At 63.1% G+C, this 20407-nt stretch carries 21 protein-coding genes; 12 read left to right on the top strand and 9 right to left on the bottom strand.

Features of this window, described 5'->3' with window-relative positions; translation table 11 throughout:
* Positions 1-135 precede the first annotated feature (135 nt).
* The 9 genes from H587_RS0101400 (at position 136) to H587_RS20445 (ending at position 8150) form a co-directional block, all read left to right on the top strand.
* Entirely contained in the window at positions 136-2322 is a 2187-nt protein-coding gene (locus tag H587_RS0101400) for a DotA/TraY family protein (RefSeq protein ID WP_425387174.1), read from the top strand.
* Between the two features lie 36 nt (positions 2323-2358).
* A complete protein-coding gene (locus H587_RS0101395) occupies positions 2359-2595 on the top strand; it encodes a hypothetical protein (protein ID WP_027174729.1) in 237 nt (78 codons plus the stop codon).
* A gap of 46 nt (positions 2596-2641) precedes the next feature.
* Positions 2642-3139, top strand: a complete 498-nt coding sequence (locus tag H587_RS0101390) for a hypothetical protein (RefSeq protein WP_027174728.1) — start codon at positions 2642-2644, stop codon at positions 3137-3139.
* 17 nt (positions 3140-3156) lie between these two features.
* On the top strand, positions 3157-4248 hold the full coding sequence (locus H587_RS0101385; protein WP_156904414.1) for a hypothetical protein: 1092 nt from the start codon (positions 3157-3159) through the stop codon (positions 4246-4248).
* Between the two features lie 978 nt (positions 4249-5226).
* Entirely contained in the window at positions 5227-5967 is a 741-nt protein-coding gene (locus tag H587_RS0101375) for a hypothetical protein (protein WP_027174726.1), read from the top strand.
* Between the two features lie 52 nt (positions 5968-6019).
* Positions 6020-6409 (top strand): hypothetical protein, encoded by a 390-nt coding sequence (locus tag H587_RS0101370; protein ID WP_027174725.1) that lies wholly within the window; start codon positions 6020-6022, stop codon positions 6407-6409.
* A gap of 234 nt (positions 6410-6643) precedes the next feature.
* Positions 6644-7594, top strand: coding sequence for a hypothetical protein (locus tag H587_RS0101365; RefSeq protein ID WP_027174724.1), 951 nt, complete (start codon positions 6644-6646; stop codon positions 7592-7594).
* Positions 7595-7614: 20 nt separating this feature from the next.
* Positions 7615-7890: a MerR family transcriptional regulator gene (locus H587_RS0101360; protein WP_156904413.1), complete on the top strand. Its 276-nt coding sequence runs from the start codon at positions 7615-7617 to the stop codon at positions 7888-7890.
* Positions 7891-7994: 104 nt separating this feature from the next.
* Positions 7995-8150 carry a hypothetical protein gene (locus H587_RS20445; RefSeq protein WP_156904412.1) on the top strand — a complete coding sequence of 52 codons (156 nt, stop codon included), beginning with the start codon at positions 7995-7997 and terminating at the stop codon, positions 8148-8150.
* Positions 8151-8359: 209 nt separating this feature from the next.
* Here H587_RS20445 and H587_RS0101350 read toward each other — a convergent pair whose 3' ends face one another.
* The 3 genes from H587_RS0101350 to H587_RS0101345 are packed head-to-tail and all read right to left on the bottom strand — an operon-like array spanning position 8360 to position 9983.
* Entirely contained in the window at positions 8360-8716 is a 357-nt protein-coding gene (locus tag H587_RS0101350) for a helix-turn-helix domain-containing protein (RefSeq protein ID WP_027174722.1), read from the bottom strand.
* Positions 8685-8966, bottom strand: coding sequence for a cytotoxic translational repressor of toxin-antitoxin stability system (locus H587_RS20095; RefSeq protein ID WP_084630315.1), 282 nt, complete (start codon positions 8964-8966; stop codon positions 8685-8687). The genes H587_RS0101350 and H587_RS20095 overlap by 32 nt, the downstream gene beginning before the upstream one ends.
* A gap of 39 nt (positions 8967-9005) precedes the next feature.
* Positions 9006-9983: an integrase gene (locus H587_RS0101345; protein ID WP_027174721.1), complete on the bottom strand. Its 978-nt coding sequence runs from the start codon at positions 9981-9983 to the stop codon at positions 9006-9008.
* Positions 9984-10650: 667 nt separating this feature from the next.
* On the opposite strand from H587_RS0101345, the gene H587_RS0101340 reads away from it, so the two are divergent.
* From H587_RS0101340 to H587_RS19465, 3 genes are read left to right on the top strand one after another with little or no spacing between them, the layout of a single operon-like run.
* Positions 10651-12561, top strand: coding sequence for a PAS domain S-box protein (locus tag H587_RS0101340; protein WP_027174720.1), 1911 nt, complete (start codon positions 10651-10653; stop codon positions 12559-12561).
* Between the two features lie 9 nt (positions 12562-12570).
* Complete coding sequence (locus H587_RS0101335) at positions 12571-12912, top strand: STAS domain-containing protein (RefSeq protein WP_027174719.1); 342 nt, start codon at positions 12571-12573, stop codon at positions 12910-12912.
* A 3-nt stretch (positions 12913-12915) separates the two neighbouring features.
* A complete protein-coding gene (locus tag H587_RS19465) occupies positions 12916-13362 on the top strand; it encodes an ATP-binding protein (protein WP_051202358.1) in 447 nt (148 codons plus the stop codon).
* On the opposite strand, the gene H587_RS16855 is transcribed toward H587_RS19465, so the two are convergent.
* Genes H587_RS16855 through H587_RS0101300 form a run of 6 tightly spaced genes read right to left on the bottom strand, consistent with a single transcriptional unit; the run spans position 13316 to position 20302 of the window.
* Entirely contained in the window at positions 13316-14140 is an 825-nt protein-coding gene (locus tag H587_RS16855; RefSeq protein ID WP_051202357.1) for a PilZ domain-containing protein, read from the bottom strand. The two genes, H587_RS19465 and H587_RS16855, sit on opposite strands and share 47 nt — an antisense overlap.
* Positions 14141-14142: 2 nt before the next feature.
* Complete coding sequence (locus H587_RS16850; RefSeq protein ID WP_034608389.1) at positions 14143-15144, bottom strand: glycoside hydrolase family 26 protein; 1002 nt, start codon at positions 15142-15144, stop codon at positions 14143-14145.
* A complete protein-coding gene (locus tag H587_RS0101315; RefSeq protein WP_027174718.1) occupies positions 15141-16766 on the bottom strand; it encodes a glycosyltransferase family 2 protein in 1626 nt (541 codons plus the stop codon). Before H587_RS0101315 ends, H587_RS16850 begins: the two co-directional genes overlap by 4 nt.
* A complete protein-coding gene (locus H587_RS0101310; RefSeq protein ID WP_156904411.1) occupies positions 16763-19261 on the bottom strand; it encodes a tetratricopeptide repeat protein in 2499 nt (832 codons plus the stop codon). The genes H587_RS0101315 and H587_RS0101310 overlap by 4 nt, the downstream gene beginning before the upstream one ends.
* Complete coding sequence (locus H587_RS0101305; protein ID WP_027174716.1) at positions 19224-19832, bottom strand: tetratricopeptide repeat protein; 609 nt, start codon at positions 19830-19832, stop codon at positions 19224-19226. Before H587_RS0101305 ends, H587_RS0101310 begins: the two co-directional genes overlap by 38 nt.
* Positions 19829-20302, bottom strand: coding sequence for a tetratricopeptide repeat protein (locus tag H587_RS0101300; RefSeq protein ID WP_169432736.1), 474 nt, complete (start codon positions 20300-20302; stop codon positions 19829-19831). Before H587_RS0101300 ends, H587_RS0101305 begins: the two co-directional genes overlap by 4 nt.
* Positions 20303-20407: the final 105 nt, after the last annotated feature.

The following is a 20407-nucleotide window of genomic DNA, read 5'->3' as shown; positions in this document are numbered from 1 at the left end:
TTCGCGCGTCATCGTGAACCCCCTGCGTGCAGGGGTAGAAAATACACCATTTTGACCGGCTCTCCGCTCCCTTCGTGAACCCCCTGCGTGCAGGGGTAGAAAAGGTTCCAACGGGGCGGGCCGCTGGACTCCTTCGTGAATCCCCTGCGCGCAGGGGCAAAAAAGGAAATGGAGGTGGTGGATATGAGCCTGTCTGATGTGACGGTGCCGCGCCCGGACGACGCGTCAGTTCGACTTCTGGATACTCTCTTCGGGGCCGGTTGGGAGGCCCTGGTGCCGGGGGATGGGGCGGCCGCGGCGACCAACATCCTGTTCAACCTGCTCGGCTACTTCAACGCGATCGCCCTGGCCGCCGTCTCGATTTTGTTGCTTTGGATAATGACTCGGGGAATCGTCGGGACGGCCCACGATGGCCGCCCGCTGGGCCGAGCCTATCACACCTTCTGGACACCGCTCAGGCTTGCTTTTTCAACATCCCTGCTTGCCCCTGTCGGCCCGGGTGGCATCAGCCTCATGCAAATGGCCCTGCTGTGGACTTTGGGGCAGTCCATCGCCATGGCCAACACCGGCTGGGCCCTTGTGCTGGACAAACTCGTGGACTCGGGCGGCATGGTCGTGGCCGAGGCTCCGGCCAGCGTGGAGGAATCCACCCGGCAGGTGGCCGGCGGAATTCTGCGGGCCCGCACATGGGCACGCGCCAAGGCGCTTTCTGACCAGCACGAGGAGCGCGGCGAGCTGCTTTCCTATGAGTTTGTCCCCGGGGGAGAAGGCGGGGCCTACATTCTGACGTTCCTTCCCACCGGAGGCTACGACTCGGGCGAGTTCGGCCGGATCCACCTGCCCTGCCCGGGCGGCAAAAACGAGGTTTGCCAGACCCGGCTCACGGCCCTGACGCGCCTGGCCCAGGAAATGGACTCCCTGGCCGCACGGCTGGCGGACCCTGACCAGCAAGTGCCTTCCGCGAGTGACTTTCTGAGGGCGGTTGAGGCCCACGATGCGGCCGTGATCCCCCATCTGGGCGCCTGGCTGCAAGCCCAAAACTCCCAACTCGTTCAGGACCTGCGGCAGTTCGCCAATCAGGCCAAGATTGACGGTTGGGCTTCAGCAGGGAGCTATTACTGGACGATTTCCCGCCTGCACGAGCGGGCTCGCCGGGTGGTTCTCGCGACCCCGACCATGCAGGAACCGAACATCCCCGGGATTCTCCCTGGGCTTCCGGGGGAGCTTGTTTCAGGGGCGTTGGTACGCGCGGATTCCTACGCGAAGATGATCCAGGCGGCACGCATCGCGGCGGCACAGACTGGCGGCGGCGATGCCTGGAACGATCGGCTCTATCAATTCTTTGGCCGCGCCGTGACCTGGCAGGTGGATGCGGTCGCCCGGCGGATGGGTTCCGGAGATCCGGTCATCACCCTGGCCGACCTTGGTGGGACCATCATCAACGGCGGCTTGGTGGCCGGCACAGGCTACCTGGGAGCGGTGGCGCTTGCCGGCGCGGCCAAGGGCCATAGTGACAGCCTGGCCGGCAAAGCCGTAGGCCTGATCAGCTTTGGAGCCTCCAACGCCGCCGTCAGCGGCGCGGCCGCCGTGATCCGGGAGATCGGTGGGATCGTCCGGGCAGCTCTCATCAGCCTCATGGGTCTGGGGTTCTTCCTGGCCTACTACCTGCCTTCAATCCCTTATATCCTTTGGATCTGCGCCGTGGTCAGCTGGCTCGTCGTGGTCGTGGAATCCCTGGTGGCCGCGCCTCTTTGGGTGGCCGCCCATGCCCTGCCAGAGGGCGAGGGTTTGGCCGGCGAGCGGGCTCGGCAGGGCTACATGCTTTACTTGGGCATCCTGATCCGTCCCATGCTCATGGTGGCGGGACTGGTGGCAGCCCTGGCGCTCATCAAGACCGTGGGCGCGTTCGTTGGCGCCGGATTCTCGACCTTCGCGGCCGGGCTCAGTGTCGAGGATCCCCGCGGCCTCATCTCCACCGTGGCCCTGACCGTGATCCTGGGCGGCCTTTTCGTGGTCCTGAGCCACAAGATCTTCGGGCTTATCACCTGGCTGCCGGAACGCGTCATCTGCTGGATCGGCCAGCAGCGTCACGACCTGGGTGAGGCCTCGGATGAGGCGCGTACCTCACACACGTTTGCGGGCGTGATCGCGAAGTCCGAGCACGCCGCGGGCGTGGGCGGCCGGGCAGGCGTTGGGGCGGGGCAGGCGCCCTCGCGCGATAACGGCCAGAGCGGCGTCAAGGTCAGTGATGACGACCTTGCCATGACTTCAGTGGACGTTCCCGCAAGTCCACAACGCAAGAACAACGATTCCACAACGTGACCACAACGCCAACCACAACATTGGAGGAGAATGCATATGAGTGAGATGTGGTTTGAAAACTTGCTGCCCAGGCCCGCCGGGAGCGGGCAGCTGAATGCCGAGGAATTGGAGGACCGGCTGGACATGGCCGGCCTGGCCACCCTGGAGCCGGACCTGGAAGCATCGGGCCGGATCCTGGCCATGGCCGACGCCGAGGCCCGCCGGAGCCCGGAATTCGGGTTTTGGGTGGGTTACTGGCAGGCCCGGGCCGATGAACACCTCTACCGGACATAGGAGGACTGAGATGAAAGACGTTGCGGCACGTCAAACCGGGGGCGGTATGTTGAGAGTGAAGCGCATCGTGGTTTGGCTTTTCGGCATGGCCGTCCTGGTCGGCATCGCGCTTTGGGCCTGGGACATGGCCACTGTCGGTTTGGAGCCCGCCTCCAAAAGGCCCCTGGCCATTCTGACTCTGTTCTTCAGCCTGGCGACCCTGGCTGCGGAGCTTTGGGATAAGAGGCAGACATCCCGGGCCGCCGAGGCGAAGCCGAGGAAGAAGAAGGGAATGGGCCTGGCCGCGCTCCTGGTTCTGGCGGCCATGCTCCTGGGCCTGAGTTCGGGCCTGCCCGAGGATGAGCGGGCCCAGCTGAAGGCCATGGGCTTGCCTGAAATCGCGATGCAGAAAGAGCGCGGCCCTCAGGAATACTCCTGGCCCCTGGGCCTGAGCGGGGCCTTGTTCAGCGGCGCGGGCATGGCTGCGTTGGTCTGGCTCTGGCGACGGCGCAGCCGCGAGTTGCGGCCCGCCCGACCGCGCATCGACAAGGAAGAAAAGGCATGACCCAAGGGAGGGGAAAAATGAGCTGGAGAAAGGCGTGCATCGTGGTCCTGTCCATGGTGATCTCCACCGGACAGGCGTTCGGTGGAACGTATGTGACGGGCGATTGCGGCAGCGGCGAGATCGCCACAACTTCGGAACTCAACTGGATGGGCTCCTCCATCATCGAGGCCATCAGAGAGGTCGGCCGGGTGTTGGAACAGGAGGTCAAGCGGAACACCGAGGTCACCCACCAGGAGTTCCAAAGTCAGAACACGCTGCTCATCGAACTGTTCAAGGCGCAGGCCGCGGAGAGGCAGCTGAACCAGAACTACGCGAAATTCGGCAGCGCGTTGCGCAGCCGGCCCGATTCCGCCTGCGGTTCCCCGACCCTCGGGGCCGGAGTCACCCTAGGCAAGGAGACCGAGGCCGGCGTGGCCAAGGAATTGGCGAGCCGATCCGCCGGCAGAAACCGGGCCGCCTCCTGGCAGGACCAGAAACAGCGACTGGATGAAATGGATGAGCTGCCCCCCGAGTCCCTCAACGGATCGGTGGTGTTTCCGGAGAACGGCGTTCTCACGAGCGAGCAGCTTGGCCAGGGCTTCATCTTGAGCAATCTGGTCAGCAATCCGTTCCCGGACAGGCAGCTGTCCGGGACGGCGAAAAATTCGGATGAGGGCAGGGCCTATGAACGGCTGCTCAGGGTCAAGGAGGCCCGGCTCGCCGTCCCCCAGAAGGTTCAGGCCGACATCCTGGCGGCCAATGCACCGGCCTACACGACCCTGAAGACTTGGGCGCAGGAGGAGTGGCAGGCCATGGGGCGTGAAGGCGCCTGCCCCTATATCAATTCCGATGGCCTGTCGGCGATGTCGCTCATCAATCTATTGACCGACACCCGGTTCGCCAACGTGAACTGGTACACGGGACTCGTGCAGAAAGAAGAACGCGCCCTTTTGCAGGAACTCGCCATGATAATGGGGACATTGCTCGAGGTTTCGAAGCGGCAGTTGGTGCTGCAGCAGCAGGTCGCCTACATGATGGCGCAGGACCAGTCCGCGCGGGCCCATGAAGAGATGAACAGGAACATCGTGGACTGGAGGGACCGCGCCGAAGCGCAAAGGGTTTCCCATTAAAAAAAGGGGAGATGAAATCGTGAAGAACGCTGAAGGGAAGGCTTCGCGCAGAGAGGGAACTCGTCTCCGAGCCGTTGGCGGGTTTGTGGGCGGACGAAAGCGGCCACTCCCTGAAAGACATGCGGACAGGGAGCAGATGGAAGGCAGTACCTCGGAGCTCATCATGTGCGCCATGGCCTTGGATCGCTAGGACGAGGCTCCCGAGGGTTGGCGGAACGCCCCCTGGAAGGCCTGGAGCTTCCGCTTGAACGACTCGCAGCGGGAAGCCGTGCAGGCCTGGCACGACCGGGAGGAATAGCCATCCCGCCCCCCTCCAGAGCCCCCTTCGGGGGGCTTTTTTTGCGCCTTATGCGGGCTCCTAAGGACCGCTTTGAGGAGCCCGGTGCCTGGAAAGAGCCCGGCGCAGGGCCGGGCCTGAAGACCGCCAAGAACGGGTGAAGAGCCGCGCTCCGCTCCCGCACGCGCCTTCGGCGCGGAAGAGCCGCGCGGAAAGCATTCAAGACGGATGCAGCATGCCGACTATGCACGACACGAGCGATGCAGTACAGGGCCGCTTGCGGCTGACACAGGACCATATGGACGACGGGGACACATTTTGACCCATGCAACACAGCTCACAGTGCATTATCTAGACTTTGTCCCGACTCTTCACAGGTAGATTGATGAATCGCGCAGAATCGCGCATGTGCAGCATACTGCACTAAAATTACAGTTGTGGTGCAGAAATGATACATTGCGTGATTCTTGCGAGATTCTTGCGAGGTCTGCAGTGGAGGCTGCTTGAAAATGACCCCCTGGAAGGCCCGGAAATGGCCCGAGGATCGTAGATGCGAGATAGGGCATGCTAAAGCAAAAGTCCAGACCTCGACGCAACGCGGGGCAAATTTGGAGGCCGCTCCCTCCCCCGAAGGGGGTCCGGCCGCCTGGCCATACGTTAGCGCTCAATAGCTCCCAGAATGCGGCCGCCGCGACCCGCGCATGGACACGAGCCCGGTCCGGGCCCAGATCGAGGGAGAGCGGCAGGCCCGGGATCTGGCCCGCCGGAGGGACGCCCTGGTGGCCATGGGCCCTATGGTCGAACGCGGCCAGGACCTGATCTCCTCCCGGAAAGGGCTGGACGAACGCCTGGGCGAGCTGGGCGGCGCCATGAACGTGGTGCAGCTCGTGGCCGGCGAGTCCGGCTTGCCGGGGATCCCCCGGGCGGTCGCCACGGGCAACCCCAGGGTGGACAATCTCCTGCGCCACATGGTCGTGGACGCGGACAGGGGCGTGCTTTTGCGGGACCGGGGCCTTGCGGACCTGTTGGGGAAGCAGGCGAAGCATGTGAACCGCGATGCGGAGGAGAAGAAAGTTGACCACGCGGAACTAAATCAACCTATTGAAATTACTCTGGACCATGGTTCAAGCGCATCATCAACCCGTCCCCAGGGGGGAGGGCCAAGTAATAGGTTTTACGCTTCCGATCAGGTGGGAGCTTTCTTGGAAAAAAGCGCCGGGCCGGACGATCCGCAGCCCTACCTCCCCGCCCCTCGCGAGGAGCTGAAGGCGGCTGTGGCCGCCGCTTTCGAGCATTTCGAGACCCGGGTCGACACCAATCCCTTCCGCCAGCGCGCCCGCCGGCTGGGCAAGGCCCAGGCCGCGAACCAGGCCAAGGCCGAGGGGGCCCGGCTGCTGACGAGCTGGCCTGGACCGTATCGCGTTTTCACCTCAACACATTGAAAAAATTGTCCAAGTAAAACGCGCAAAATTCGTCAGAAGTCCCGGCGGACAGGTGCTCGACCTGCTGCGGCACATGGACATCAAGCAGGGCGAGGGGCCGGTGCTCCGGGCCGCAGGCATGGATGCGCTTCTGGGCTTTCCCAAAGACCGGACGGCCGACCTTGTTTCAAAACAAGGTCTGTCGAGCGAAAAACTAGGCCAACCGATTGAAAACATTGTGCTAAAGTCTCACGCAAAATTCGAAGCTGGCCCAATCGGCGGCCGCTATCTCACCGAAGACCAGGCCATGACATTCATTGAGGAGCTCTCGGCCGAAGTCCTCAAGGAGTCTGAGCGCGGGGCGGCCGCCAGGCGTGAAACGCTCCAGTCCAAGATCGGCATCGCCTTTGAGCACTTCAGGGCCAAGATGGATACCAGCCCGCAGAGCAGGGATCCCAAATGAATCCCACCTTCCTTCCCCGCCCGGGGGTCCAGGACGAGCCGGAGGCGAGGCCGGGACGTGCGGAGCGCCCCGGGCGCTTGGAGCCGGCAGACGGGCCGCCAGCGGCCGCAAACGCGAAAGGGGCCGGAGGATCGACCACCAGCCCCGGACCGCGCCCTCTCAAGGAAGGATTAGGCCGACTTGACAAAATATATGCGACGGCATACTATTATCTCTAACAAGAGGAGGAAAAACATGGCCAAGCTGATCGCGAGAAAGACAATAGTTTTTGGTGTGTTTGCATTGGAAGACGTTCTCCCTCAGACGGCCTCGGATTTTGTTGATGTTCGCGGGAAGGGCTGGGCCGGGAGGGACCTATTCGACTTTTCCAGCCTCGACCTCCACTCCCCCACACTCGAGGCCCTGGCGGCCCTGAAGGAAAACATCGTCCAGCGGGCCGACGAGATTGAAAAAGACATGTGTGAAAAAAAAGGTGGCTGGCTCCTGGTGAAGGTCGGCAAAAAAGAGAGCACAGGGGGCAAAAGCGTGCAGTGCTCGATCCCTTGTCTGCTTGAGAATGAGGAGGAGAGGCGAAAGGAACATGACGTGGAGCGCCAGGAGCACAACTGCACCTTTTGGGCGCCCAAGTCCCAACTGCACCAGGAGGGCCGCGAGCACTACTGCCCGGGCTGGCTCGTGAAAAAGGGTCTGGAGAGAACGAGCGAGAGGAGCAACAGGAGATTCGGGGCGCGGCGCCTCCCCGTCCCGTCCCAGGTCTGGCCTCGCGGCCTCAAGGAGGCCTGGATTGAGGCCCACCTGATCCAGCTCCCCACCGAGGAAGAGGTCGCCAGGCTGGCCCAGGAGAATGAGCGCCAGAGGAACGAGTCCAAGAAGAAGGCCGAACGCCAGGCCGAGGAAGCCCGCCTGGAGCAAGAGCACCGGGACGAAGAGGCCAAGAAGGAAGCCGCCCGGCTGCAAAAGAGGAAGGAGAAGCGCAGGGCGGGGATGGAGTGCAGGGAAAACGTGACCATCGTCTGGAATGAATGGAGCAGGCGGGGTGGAAAGTTCGTGGCCGAGGAATACGAGGCTGAGGGCGTGGACCTATATTTTTCAGGCGAACGCGTCTATGTCGTCTTCGAAGACGGGGAAGAAATTATCAAGAAAAAGAGCAGCATCCTCCAGGTGGTAGGGCGGGAAGAGCGATGAGTCTGTGGGCTGAGATTGTGATGAAGGCCAAAGCCGGGAATATCTCGCGCGAGAACGCGAGGCTTTTGCTGCGCGAGGGCCCGGGCCGGAAACTCCTCGCATCGGCGGAAGTAGCCAAAGAGCTGGGACTCAATCTCCTCGTGGTGCAGCGGGATCTCAAAAAAGGGAAGCTTCGCGCTGATCGGGTCGGAAAGACATACGTCATAGCCGCCGAAGCGACCCTGGACTACTACCTCAACAAGCAGTTTGGCGGTGGCCGACCCAAAGGCCACAAGATTTCAAAGAAACAGGGCTGACGAGCGAAAAAGTAAGCCAACCGATTGAAAATATTGTCCAAAAGTCTCACGCAAAATCCGAAGCGGGCCCAATTGGCGGCCGCTATCTCACCGAAGACCAGGCCATGACATTCATCGAGGAGCTCTCGGCCGAAGTCCTCAAGGAGTCTGAGCGAGGGGCCGCTGCCAGGCGTGAAACGCTCCAGTCCAAGATCGGCATCGCATTCGAGCACTTCAGGACCAAGATGGATACCAGCCCGCAGCGCCGGGATCCCAAATGAATCCCACCTTCCCTCTCCGCCCGGGGGTCCAGGGCGAGCCGAAGGCGAGGCCGGGACGTGCGGGAGCGCCCCGGGCGCTTGGAGCCGGCAGACGGGCCGCCAGAGGCCGCAGACGCGAAAGGGGCCGGTGGAACGACCACCAACCCCAGACCGCGCCCTCTCAAAGGTGATGTTTTCGGCCCGGCCCGGCTTCGGGCCAGGCTGTATTGCTAGAAAAGAAACGACTTGTACGGCATCGCCAAGGCCTTACCCAGACGCTTCGCCATCTCCTTGCCTATGGGCCGCACGTCGCGTTCCATCTCGGAGATATTGGACTTGGAGATGGCCAGGGCATCGGCAAGCTGCGCCTGGGTCATTTCGCGCAGGTTCCGGGCGCCGCGCAAGACCTTCCCGGGAGTCATGTCCGGCAAGACCTCGGCGGCCGGGACAGTCTTTCCGGAGACCTCGCCCACGAGGCGCAAAATGCCTTCGAGGGCGGCCGCAACGCCTTCCGCCTGTTCCTTGGGCACAGTGACGGTCAGGCAGACCGTTCCGTCAGTATGGGGCGTTTTCGTGAGTTCCAACATAGGTCAGCACCACCTGTTTTGCTTTTTTGAAGGCTTGCCAGACGGCCACGTAAGTAGGCTTCCCTTTCTTCAAGTGGCAGTGGTGAGTATCCGTCTGCCCTTTGATCTTCCCGTAGTTCGGCATGTTCGCTTGAACTGGCCCGGCAAGGCGAAGAGCCTGAACCAGAGCCATAAGCCTTTCCCGGATGCCTTGCGGAAGCGCTTTGGCTTGCTTGTCAGCCTTCGATGTGAATTGAACATCCCAGGTCATGGTTACTTGGTAGCCTAAAATTGGTTACACGTCAAGGCACTACAGCTTCGCCGCCAAATCCTCCGCCCGCAAATGCGTATACTTCTTCAGCATCGCCAGCGTTTTGTGTCCAGAGATCGCCGCGACCTCCATCGTGTTCAGCCCCTTCTCGAAAAGCCTGGAAACGGCTTCGTGCCGGAGATCATGAAACCGCAAATCCTCCAACTCGGCCTTCGCGCAGACCCGCTCAAAGGCTTGCGAGATGGAGTCCGGCCGCATCCTCCAGACCGGTCCCAGATCCCGTTTTCTGGCCTTGAGAATTTCCAGGGCCCGAGGGGAAAGCGGAGCCCGACGGATCTCCCCGTTTTTCGTCTCTGGGAAGGTCACTACTCGACTTTTCAGATCTACATGCTCCCAGCGCATGGAAGCGATCTCCGTGCGCCTGGCGGCCGTCTCCAGCGCAAAGGAGATAACATCCCCTATCTCCCCACCGTAGGCCTCCGCCGCCCTGAGAAGCTTCGCCTCCTCGCCGGACTTCAGACGCCTGTCTCGGGACCGGGGAACTTTCGGGAGCCTTACCAGGGCGGTGGGCAGCCCACGCGGAAGCGCGATGCCCCAGTCGATGACGGCCATCTTCAAGGCCCGGCTGAGCAAGCCGAGGTCATGCCGCACGGTCTGCGCGCTCACCAGGGTCAGAGCCTTGTCCCGATACGCGGAGATGTGTGAGGGATCGAGCGCGGACAGGGAGATTCCGCCGATTTCGGCCTTCATCCGGGCCATGTTCGCGTGAAAGTTCTTCCCCTCCCCGGCCAGTCTCGGGAACACCTCAAGGATGTAGCGATCCAGAATCGCGGCGACGCTTGTGCGTTCGGCCGCGTCCGTGGGCAGGAAGGCCCCGCGATCCATCTCCCGCTCCTGGGCCCTGGCCCAGGCTTCGGCATCCGCTTTGGTCGCAAAGGTTTTGGAGCGCAATGGAAAGCCGACTTTTCTGACCTTCGCCTGCCACCTGCCAGAAGTCTGCCTTGAGATGGAAGCCATGCCCCCTCCCCTTGATTGCACTGTCCTGAAATTGTCCTATGAGGTCGACGAATTATTTTTTATAATAGAAATATTGGCAGGTTGAGTCAATATAAATTGACCCTTCTAAGCTCTTGGTCGGGGGTTCGAGTCCTCCCGGGCGCGCCAATTTTCCCGTAATATCAATAAAATATTCCTCTCTTTATTTTTCTCGCCGCTTCATTTCTTCCTCTATTTTCGACCCACGATGACCTGAGAAAGGCCGACAAACGCTGCCGCGCAGGACCAGATGCACGAGGATAAAGCCCTCAGGCGGCTCTGGGCATACGAATTGGAAAACTCCAAAAGCACCCGGTCGATGCCATGGCCCAGGGTTCATCGCTCCTATCCACGGGAAGCGAGCCGGGAACGGATCCACGCCCGAGCGGCCGACCGACGAAAGCTACTCCAAACGCGGCCCCCCACGCAAGGAGGCCAGTCCTGAACGAACAACAGGACATGCCGGGCAGAAGGGCGGGCGAAGACAGCCGCCCACACCACGAGCATGCGCACGATCTCATTGGCTTGGAGAGCGCGGCGTTCAAACACGGGCCGAAAAGAACGCGCAGCCGAGACATGGTGCGCCTACAGGGTCTTGGGCATTCCCATGACGGCGGCAAACTGATAAACCTTCTACAAGGATTGAGACGTGAGGCACCCTCCATACACTTCCAAATTCTTGAACCGCGTACTGGCGCACGGCCTGGTATATCTGGCCCTCATGCTCGGAGCCTCGGCTCTGGCATACTTCCTGGCCGGCGTGAGTCCCAGGCCCGTATCCTTTCTGGTGGTCGGCACGGGTTCCCTTGGCGCGGCGATCTTGCTGGCTGTGGTGCTCCAACGCCTGAAAGAGACGGAACGTTCCCTGGCGCGCAGGACTGTGGCCTTGGAAGGCGCCGTCAAACATCTTCAAGACGAACTGGATGAGCATGATCGGGACAGGGCGGAACTGGCCGTTCGGAACGCCGAACTTCACGGCGTACTGGACGCCGCCTCCCAGGTTTCCATCATCGCCACGGACCAGCGGGGTACGATCACCGTATTCAACAGCGGGGCCGAAAACCTGCTCGGCTTCACCGCCGAGGAGATGATCGGCAAGGCGACGCCAGAGACGTTCCATCTCGCGGCTGAAATCCGAGCGCATGAGGATGTCTTGCGCCAGGAACATGGAATCGAAGCCCAGGGATTCGAGGTCTTGGTGGCCCTGGCCCGCACGGGACGCCACGACACCCGGGAATGGACCTACGTCCGCAAGGACGGGCGGAATCTCCAAGTGGAGCTGTCCGTCACCGCGCGACGCGACGTTGACGGCCGACTCATTGGATTTCTTGGTATCGCCGTTGACATCACGGATCGAATAACCGCCCAAGAAGCTCTACTCCACAGCGAGGCCAAGCTGGAAGCCATCCTGGACACGGCGGTGGATGGCATCTTCACGGTGGACGTCCTGGGAATCATCCGCTCCGCGAATCTGGCCGCGGCCCGCATCTTCGGCTACGCCCCCGAAGAATTGGAAGGCCGTCCGCTCACTGACCTCATGCCCGAACCCCATCGCACCCTGCACCCCCAGTACATGGCCAATTACCTGACCCTGGGCGTGACCCGGGTCATAGGCAAGGGAGGCCGGGAGGTTCCTGGCCGACGCAGGGACGGCTCCCTAGTGGATCTGGAACTCGCCGTGAGCGTGCTGCGCAGTGGGGGCGAGGTGCTCTTCACCGGCATCCTGCGCGACATTTCCCAACGCAAGGCCGACCGCGAGGCCTTGGAAACAGCCCACCGCAAGCTGGCTTCCCGGCAGGCCGAGGTGGACCGCGACCTGTCCATGGCCGCCGCCATCCAACAAACCATGCTGCCGCAAGGCGACGTCTGCTTCGCCGGTCTGGATGCGGCCTGGTCCTACCATCCCAGCCGCATCGTCGGCGGTGATTGGTTCTCCCTCTTCGCCTTGGACGGAGATCACGCGGCCGCCTGCCTCGTGGATGTGAGCGGCCACGGCGTGGCCCCGGCCCTGGTGTCCACCTCCCTGGCGCACGCTCTACGGCCTGGGTCGGCGCTTTGGGATTCCGCGATTCCAGAGGAGGCGTTCGCTGCACCGGAGGAGATATTGGCCCGCCTGGAGCGCGAATATCCCCTGGAGCGCTTCAACATGTTCTTCACCATGATCTGCCTCATCCTGCACATCCCTTCGGGGCGGCTGCGCTATGCCAACGCCGGGCACCCTCCCCCGCTGCTTCTGTGCGGCGACGGCCGGATGGAACATCTGGACGCCGGCGGGCCGATGATCGGCCTGGGCTTGCCGCAACAGGGCGGAGTTCTCACCCTGTGCGAAGGAGACTCGTTGCTCTTGTACACGGATGGTTGCATCGAACATCAGGACGAAGACGGCGTCCAGTTCGGCACTGAGGGGATGAAACAAGTGATGACTGCCCCCGGTGGCAAGGAAGCCAAGGACGTGATCAAAAGGCTGGAAGAGGCCTTGCGAGCCCACGGGGCGTCCTGGGATCCGGAGGACGACCTGAGCATGATCTGCCTGCGTTACACGCCCATAACTCGCTGCTGAGGAGGAAACATGACCCTGCGTTCACGAATGGAGGGGGATATTCTCGTGGTCCGCGTGGAGGGGCCTCGTCTGGATGCCGCGTCCGCCGGGGTTTTCAAGAGTGCCATGGTGGACTTCATTCACTCCGGAAAACTCCGCATGGCGCTTGATTTTTCGGACGTGGACTTCATGGACTCCACGGGGTTGGCCGCTCTGCTCTCGACCATGAAAACCCTGGGAGGCTCGGGCGAAATCGTTCTTGCCGGGCTTTCCGAAAAAGTCAGCAAGCTGTTCGCCATCACTAGGCTGGACCGGGGTGTTTTCCGCATCTTCAATAATGTCGAAGAGATGGTGAACGCCCTGCGAGGCTGACTCATGGAAAAGGACGACCGGCCGCTGTTGCGCCTGCGCATCTCCAGCCATCTGGAACAGGTGGCCGGGGCGGGCCGGGCCGTGGCCGAATTCGCCCGAAGCGTCGGCCTGCCATCGGAGGCGTCCGACGAGCTGGAATTGGCCGTCTGCGAGGCGGTGAACAACGCCATCCGCCACGCTTACGAGGGTGCCCCCGGACGAACGGTGGAAATCTTGGCCAGTCCGGTGGCCGACGGAATCGATGTCGTCGTGCGGGACACGGGACGCGCCCTGACCAAGCCCCTCCCCACGCGAGGCGGTTTCCCGATGCCCGGCGGCCCGTCCCGGCTTGCCAGGGGCGGCATGGGTCTCCAGATCATGGTCGAAACGATGGACGAAGTGCGCTACTCCTCCCGGGACGGCGTCAATGAGCTGACATTGCGCAAGAGGAGGCTCCCCCCAACGCGCTGATATAGAGCATGACGATGGCGTTGTAGGCCGAATAGGTCTTTTTCTCGAGTTCCTTCATGGCCGCCATGTACAGCCGGGTGGTCTGGGAACCCAGGGCGAACCGGAAGATGTCCAGATAGATCTCCGGCTCCATGACCGCCCGCAGTTCCTCCAGGTCCAGACCGCCGACGCCCAGCCCTCCGCGCACCCGCTCCAGCAGGCCGTCCAGCCAGACGGCATTGCGTCGGACCTTGGCCCGCACATCCTCCAGTATCTGCTCCTGGAACTCCCCGTACTCCTCGGCGGACAGCCCTCCCACCCGGGAAAAAAACGCTTCCAAATGCCCGAGATAGATCAGCAGCCCCCGTTTGAGGAACGCGGCGTCCTTGACCACTTTGACCAACATATCGTCGGCGCTTCGGAAGTCCGTGAGGTTCAGGGTCACGTCCCGCGTTTCCACCTCAAGATGCACGGGATAGAAGGCCGGAGCCCTGCGGGTCAACGACGCGCCGAGGATCTGGGCCTCGTATTCCGCGTCCCAACGCTGCCAACTCACCGTCCCGATGGAGAGGATGTGCGCGCCCATGCGGAAGGGCACGTGAAAATCGATGGCATCCCCGATCTTCAGGCATTCCCGGCTCGCAACCCAACGAGGGAGGGCGATGCGGATGCCGCCGGGACTCACGTCCTGCAAAAGATACTGAAACGGCTGGTGATCCTCCACGCGTGTGCCCAGAAAGGGCAGGACCACCGAGCAGACGTCCACGCGCGGTTCTTGTCTTTTGTCCTCAGCGCCCATCTTCAGCCTCCCCGTCGCTCGATCGCTAGCGAGTGGAGCCAGACCCGCCAAGTCCGGGGCGCGGCCAGGCGGTCGCGCAGCCTTTCCGGCACCCCACCCTCCGGCAGTCGCCAGTCCGCTTCCTTCTCGGCCTGGAACCAGACCAGACCGGCCAGTCCCCAGTCTCCGGCAGTCTTCACGGCCGAGGCAAGCCATTCGGCTTTGCCCGCCGCATCGGCCGAGGAGGTTTCAAACACGAGCAACGGGGCGCCCGGGTCCAAGGGCAGCAGAGCCTTGCGGGCAGTCTTGAACACGCTCACAAAACTTCTCGGCGAACTGTCCCAGCCATGTTCCGCGTGGGTGCGCGTCCGGCCCCAATCATAGCCGTCCATCCCCAGCACATCCACCTCGTCGGCCCCGGGAAACCAAGCTTCCAAGGTATTCCACGGGGCGGCGGGGATGGACTCGGCATTGGGACAGAAGGCGAAGAGCACGTTGCCCGCGCCCTGGGCCCGGAACCGTTGGCGCACATGCCGGAACATGCGCTTATAGAGATCCGGGCTGGCCGGGCCGTATTCCTCGGCCGAGGTGCCCCAGTGGTAGCGCGCCAGGTTCATCTCGTGGGCGAAACGCAGGATGAGCGGCCGTCCAAAGTCCCGCGCCGCGCGGGCGAAATGATCGATGTAGGGATCGTATTCGCCGGAAAGGATGCGCCCGGCCGGAACGGCGTTCTCCACGTCCCCCGCCACGCTCATGGGTTCCCAGGTGACGCAGGCTACGGCCCCTGCACGTTCCGCCGTCTCAAGACATGCCGCGGGGAATCCTTCGGCACGGGGTTCGCCAGGCCACTGTACATAGAAGATCACCAGCGAGGGCGTGACTCCGGCCAGGGCGGCGGCCCGCTCCATCGCCTCGGCCGTGACCGCGCCGTGCAGCGCCACTCCGAAAGCCAGGGGCGGTTTCTCCGAGGAACAGGCGGTGAGCAGGCAGAGGATCACCAGGAGCAGACCGGGACGACGCCTCATGGTCGGGGCTCCTCGGGATGGTTGAAATAAAGGGCCGTGGATAGGAGCCCCAGGTGGTAGAAAGTCCAGAATCCGTTGGCCAGCAAGGCCGAAACGGGCCCGTCGCCGTTGAGCAGGCGCATGCCCCCGAAGGCCAGGGCGAAAGCGCAGGCCGCGGCCATGCCCACCTGAATCCAGAGAGCATACAGAGGCAAAGCCTTGGAACTGCCCTTGGGCGTGGTCTTGAACGTGCCTCGATATCCGAGAATGCCCAGCAGGGATGCCTTCATGTACACCGGAAAGGTCAGCGCCTGGAGAATGATGCCCACGGCCAGCTCCTTGAAACGGTAGCGGCGCTGGGTCATGGTGTAGACGAAGAGAACCAGGGTCAGAACCACGTAGGGCAGGAAGAAAAGAAGGTACAGTTCCGGCCGGGCGAAGAAGCTCGGGACTCCGGTGATGAGATAGAGCACCGGGCAGAGCATCATGATGAACAGCACCCACCCCACGAAATAATGCGAACCGGAGAGAAAATACTCCCACCATTTGGCCGCCGGAAGACGTCCGGGGCCGCGCAGAAAGGTTCCGAGAATCGTGCGCAGCAGGCCCACGGTACCCAGGGCCCAGCGGAACTGTTGCCGGAAGTAGCCGCCCAGATCCTCCGGGCCGAGGCCGAAGGCGCAAACCTTGTTCAGATAGGCCGAGCTCCAGCCCGTGATGTGGAACTTGAGCGAGGTGGCGAAATCCTCGGTCACGGAGGACTCGTCGAACCCGCCGACGCTCTCCAAGGCCTCACGCCGGAAAATGACGTTGGTGCCGCAGCAGAACATGGCGTCCTGGATGCTCTTGCCCTCGCAGATGTATTCGTAGAACACGGCCTGTTGGAGCCCGGCGGCGCGGGCCACGCGATTGGTCAAGAAATTGGAATAGTATTGAGGGGTTTGGATGAAGGCCAAGCGGGGATTGGCCTCCATGAAGGCCACCAACGGCTCCACGAAGTCCGGCAACGGGTTCATGTCCGCGTCGAAGAGAATGACGTACTTTTCGGTCTCGCGACGCGGAATGTCCTCGAACGGGGTGAACTCGAAGCCCGCCTTGGGTCTTCCGGCCAGGAAGTCAAGAAAGTCGTTGACCATTCCCGCCTTGGCCCCGCGCCATTTGCGCCGGAAGAGGTTCACGCCGATGCGGCGGCAGAGGTCGTCCACCGAGTGGCGGTAGGAGGCCATGAGCTGGGGATCCTGCCCAGGCAGATCGTAGCGCGTGTCGTCCAAGAAATAGATATGCTTGTTGGGATACGTCAGGTTGTAGAAACAGGTCAGCGTGGCCTCGATGACCTCCAGAGGTTCCTTGAAGGAAGAAACGATGATGGCCACCGGTGGATAGGTCGTCAGCTCGGGCACGTTGTCCATGGAGAAACGCGGCCGGTCCGGAGCGGCTATCACATGGCGGATGTTCAGGAAGTAGCCCAGGGCGTGGACCATGGTGAATGCTTCGGCCAGGAGCAGAAACGCCGCCAGGCTCTTTTCGTACCAGAGCACGGGGGCCAGAAAGAAAAGCACGGTGCGGGCCATGAGATAGAGCAGGATTGAGGCGATGCCCGCGGCGACAGTCAGGGAGAGAATGATTTTCCCCAGGCGGCTCATGGACGTTCCTCCGAGGTGAAGGCGTAGCCGAGCCACAGGGATATGGCGTCGGCGTCCCACTGCGGGGAGCGGTGCATCTGGCCGCGAGCCTCCAGATTCCAGCGTTCCAGGAACTCATAGCGCCAGCGGCCCGAGACGCGCACCGCCGGGTTGTCGTCCGTGTCCGTGCCGCCGCCCAGGGCCAACCCGTAGACGTTCTTCGCCGAGCCGCAGTAGAATTCACGCGACAGGTCGTGCTCCCACTGCAACTCAGCCCAGCCGGCGTAGTAGTCCTGGGGCGTCCAGTAGGGATGCACGATATCCACGAGGGTGGGGCCGGAATACAGGGACAGGCTTTTGTCCTTGGTGTCCCGACGCTCTCCGGACAAAAGCAGGCGCAGAGTGCGGGGGTGGTCGGTGAAGGCGTACCCCACGGCCAGCCGTTGGGAATCGCCGGAATTGCCATCGCGATAATTCCTGCCGCGCACCTCGGCGCTCACGTCCAGCCGTCGGGTCAGGTTGGCGGACGCATCGAGGAAGACATTGTCCGAATACATGCCCTTTCGCAGGGCGTAGCCGTTGGCCAACTCCTCCATGCGCTCGGCGCCCAGCCCCAGGCGAGCCGCGTCGTTCAGATTGAACTCCAGGCGGACCCGTCCCGTATCGAGATTGTCCAGGCCTCTGTTCCCGTATCGCTTGTTCGTCCAGGAGGCGTCCAGCCGAAGGTGTTCGTTGACGGCTCCGCCGAATCCGAGGGTTTGCCCCACGGCGTCGTAGGTCGTGGATTCACGTTCCGGGCTGTCCAGCCAAAGGTGCTGGACAAGTCGCATGCGGAAACGTTCGCCCAACGGGGCGGAGAGGCCGGCGTCGAAACGTACGCGCTCGATGCGGGACAGGTCGCCATGCCCGTCTTCGCGCCAGTACTCGCCTCCGACCAGGGCGGCGGGAGCTTCGCGCACATCCAGTCGCCGCAGGGCCTGCCCGGCCTGTCCGTGCAGGGGGTCCAGGTCCAACAGGCGAGAATAGGACTCCCTTTCACGATCTCGGAGCCCCAAAACGCAGGCCGACTGTCCTCGGTCGAAAAGGGCCTCCTGGTTGGCCGGCTCTTCGTCGACCAAGGCGTCATACTCGGCCTGGGCCCGGGCGAACCTACCGTCGTGCAGCAAGGCCTTGGCCCTTCCCTCGCGGGCGGCCTCGGGCAGAAGCTCCCCGGCTGAGGCGTAAAGGTCCGCGCCCCGTTCCGGCATCTTGCCCCAGTAGGCCACGCGGGCGGCCTCGCGCTGGGGTACGGGATCGGAAGGGTTCAGGTCGCGCAGACGGGCATATGTGGTCAGGGCCTCCTCGTAACGGCGATCCCAACTGAGAACCCGCGCCAGCGCCAGAAGCACCTTGAAATTATCGGGATGCTCCAGTTCCAGGACTTTGAGTTCGTGGATGGATGCCTCCCGTCGTCCGGACCATGCCAGGGTTTCGGCGCGGGCCTCGCGGGCCGGAAAGGACTTCGGCTCCCGGGCCAGGGCCGCGTCGATGCAGCGCAGGGCTGGCTCGTGCGCGCCGTCGCGGGAGTAAAGGGTGGCCCAACGTAACAGGGCATTGGCCCGTTTTTCCCGGGCGACCAGGGCGGTCGTGAAGGCGTCGCCAGTACGCTCATCGGGTGCGGCCGCCTCGTAGGCCGCCTCGGGATCGTCCGGAGCCAGGCGGGCGGCCTCGGCGAACGCGGTCCGGGCTTCGGCATCGCGATCCAGGTTGCGCAAAATGCGCCCCCGTTCAATGTCGATCCCGGAAGAGACGGGAACCCGCGCCAGAACAACCAGGGCCGCGTCCGGCCGCCCAAGGCGACGTTCGGCAAGGGCGCGCGACAACGCGGCCCCGGCGTCGTCCGGCTGCAATGGGGCCAAGGCCTCAAGCGCCTCGGCCGGACGTTCCTCGTTCAGGCGCACCCGCGCCAGGGCCAGACGGGCGTCGCGATCCCCGGGATCGCGGCGCAGCAGATCCTCCAGTATCCACGCGGACTCCGTCCGACGCTGTCCCGCGTCGAGAATCTCGGCCAGCAGCAAGGTGGCCGCGCGGTCCCCCTGGACGGAACGGGGACGCAGCAGACGTTCCGCGCCGTAAAAATCGCCCTGGTAGAAGAGCTCCCGGGCCTGTTCCATATCCGGGTCCGACGGCGGGGCCGAAAGCCGGGACGCAAGCGGGGACGACGGGGCAGCGACGGCAGCCAGACGGGCCAAACGGGCGCGAACGCCCTCCAGCTCGCTCCTCACCGTCCGGTCTCCAGGTCTGGACCGCTGCAGGATGTGATACTGGGCCTCGGCGCGCTTGAGATCGACGTCCTTCAGGGCCAGCAGCCGGGCCATGGCCAGACGGGCCTGGTAATCCGAAATGCGTGCGGACTCGGGAACCAGGCTTGCGGCGCGCGCCTCGCCCTCCCAGGCCGCCAGCAGGAATACGGCCAGTAGCGCGGGCAGCAACGCCCAGCTAGTCCGCGAGACTTTTCTGGTATTCCCTGATGGCATCGTCCCGCCTGCCCGCCCATTCCAGGACCTGGGCATATTTCCTGCGGATCTGCCTGTCGCCGGGCGCCGCAGCCAGAAGGCTTTCGTATTCCTTGATGGAGTCCTTGAACCTGCCGTCCCAGGAGAGCACTTCGGCCAACCGGAAGCGCACCGCCTGGTCCCCGGGATGATCGACCAGATAGGCCCGATAGAGCCGCCCGGCTCCAGCCCAATCCTTCCGGGTCACCGCCAGATCCGCCCAGAGCAGGCGCTCCTCGGCGGTCAAGCCGTTCTCGTCCAGACCTTTGATCGCCTCGGAAGCCTCGACGTTGCGCCCCGTCCAAAAGAGTACCTGGGCCATGCCAATGCGGGCCTCGCGGGAGTCCGGCTGTTCGACAAGCACCTTGCGATATTCGCCCAAGGCCTCATCATACCGCTTGGAATAGCCCAGCAACCGGGCCATTTCCAACCGGGCCCGCCAGTCCTGGACCTCCTGCCCCACAGCTGGAGCCACCCGGCCCGGATCCTGGGCCGACGCAGGACAGGGCATGGCCAGCAGCGCGACGAGCAAGAGCAGAAAAATTCTGATCACGGCGATTCCCCCAACAAAGCACGATACTGGACGATGGATTCCTCCAGGCGGCCGTCCCAGGACAAAACGCGAGCCAGGAGCAGGCGCGCACGCCGATCGGACGGATCGCGCGTGAGCATCTCCCTACAAAGGTCCGCAGCCTCCAGAAACCGTCCTGTCCAGGCCAAGGTCTCGGCCAGACGAAAACGGGCCTCCCCATCCACCCGAGTGCCCAGAAGCCTCCGGTACAGGGGTTCAGCTTCGGCGTAATCGCCCGCGTCACGCAACGCGGCGGCGACCCTCAACCGCTCTTCAAGAGACAAACCGCGGGCCTGCCCGGCCTCCCGGAGAAGGGGCAAGACCGCTGAAGATCCTCCACTCGCCAGCAGACGTTCCGCCCGATGCAGCGCCACCGGTCCTGGACGAAGCCGAGGATAGACCCAGATCGCCGAACTCGCTGCCACCAGGAGCAGCAGGGCATATATGGCCATTTGTCGGGCCTTCGGATTCATAGCTACACTTATTACACGACTCTAGAGAATTTTGTCAAAGATGATCAGATGTTCAAGGTGGCCGATGGCCGGGAATCCTGAAAG

The organism is Desulfovibrio aminophilus DSM 12254 (genome assembly GCF_000422565.1).
GTDB classification, from domain to species: Bacteria; Desulfobacterota; Desulfovibrionia; order Desulfovibrionales; family Desulfovibrionaceae; genus Aminidesulfovibrio; species Aminidesulfovibrio aminophilus.
This window is presented reverse-complemented; position numbering and strand designations above follow the sequence as displayed.

Coding starts and splice junctions, on each gene's coding strand:
- H587_RS0101365 (WP_027174724.1), top strand. CDS start 6,644: ATGGCCAAGCTGATCGCGAGAAAGACAATAGTTTTTGGTGTGTTTGCA.
- H587_RS0101345 (WP_027174721.1), bottom strand. CDS start 9,983: ATGGCTTCCATCTCAAGGCAGACTTCTGGCAGGTGGCAGGCGAAGGTC.
- H587_RS19465 (WP_051202358.1), top strand. CDS start 12,916: ATGGAAAAGGACGACCGGCCGCTGTTGCGCCTGCGCATCTCCAGCCAT.
- H587_RS0101315 (WP_027174718.1), bottom strand. CDS start 16,766: ATGAGCCGCCTGGGGAAAATCATTCTCTCCCTGACTGTCGCCGCGGGC.
- H587_RS0101335 (WP_027174719.1), top strand. CDS start 12,571: ATGACCCTGCGTTCACGAATGGAGGGGGATATTCTCGTGGTCCGCGTG.
- H587_RS0101350 (WP_027174722.1), bottom strand. CDS start 8,716: ATGTTGGAACTCACGAAAACGCCCCATACTGACGGAACGGTCTGCCTG.
- H587_RS0101395 (WP_027174729.1), top strand. CDS start 2,359: ATGAGTGAGATGTGGTTTGAAAACTTGCTGCCCAGGCCCGCCGGGAGC.
- H587_RS0101375 (WP_027174726.1), top strand. CDS start 5,227: ATGGACACGAGCCCGGTCCGGGCCCAGATCGAGGGAGAGCGGCAGGCC.
- H587_RS0101385 (WP_156904414.1), top strand. CDS start 3,157: ATGAGCTGGAGAAAGGCGTGCATCGTGGTCCTGTCCATGGTGATCTCC.
- H587_RS16850 (WP_034608389.1), bottom strand. CDS start 15,144: ATGAGGCGTCGTCCCGGTCTGCTCCTGGTGATCCTCTGCCTGCTCACC.
- H587_RS0101300 (WP_169432736.1), bottom strand. CDS start 20,302: ATGGCCATATATGCCCTGCTGCTCCTGGTGGCAGCGAGTTCGGCGATC.
- H587_RS20445 (WP_156904412.1), top strand. CDS start 7,995: ATGACATTCATCGAGGAGCTCTCGGCCGAAGTCCTCAAGGAGTCTGAG.
- H587_RS0101390 (WP_027174728.1), top strand. CDS start 2,642: ATGTTGAGAGTGAAGCGCATCGTGGTTTGGCTTTTCGGCATGGCCGTC.
- H587_RS20095 (WP_084630315.1), bottom strand. CDS start 8,966: ATGACCTGGGATGTTCAATTCACATCGAAGGCTGACAAGCAAGCCAAA.
- H587_RS0101360 (WP_156904413.1), top strand. CDS start 7,615: ATGAAGGCCAAAGCCGGGAATATCTCGCGCGAGAACGCGAGGCTTTTG.
- H587_RS0101310 (WP_156904411.1), bottom strand. CDS start 19,261: ATGCCATCAGGGAATACCAGAAAAGTCTCGCGGACTAGCTGGGCGTTG.
- H587_RS16855 (WP_051202357.1), bottom strand. CDS start 14,140: ATGGGCGCTGAGGACAAAAGACAAGAACCGCGCGTGGACGTCTGCTCG.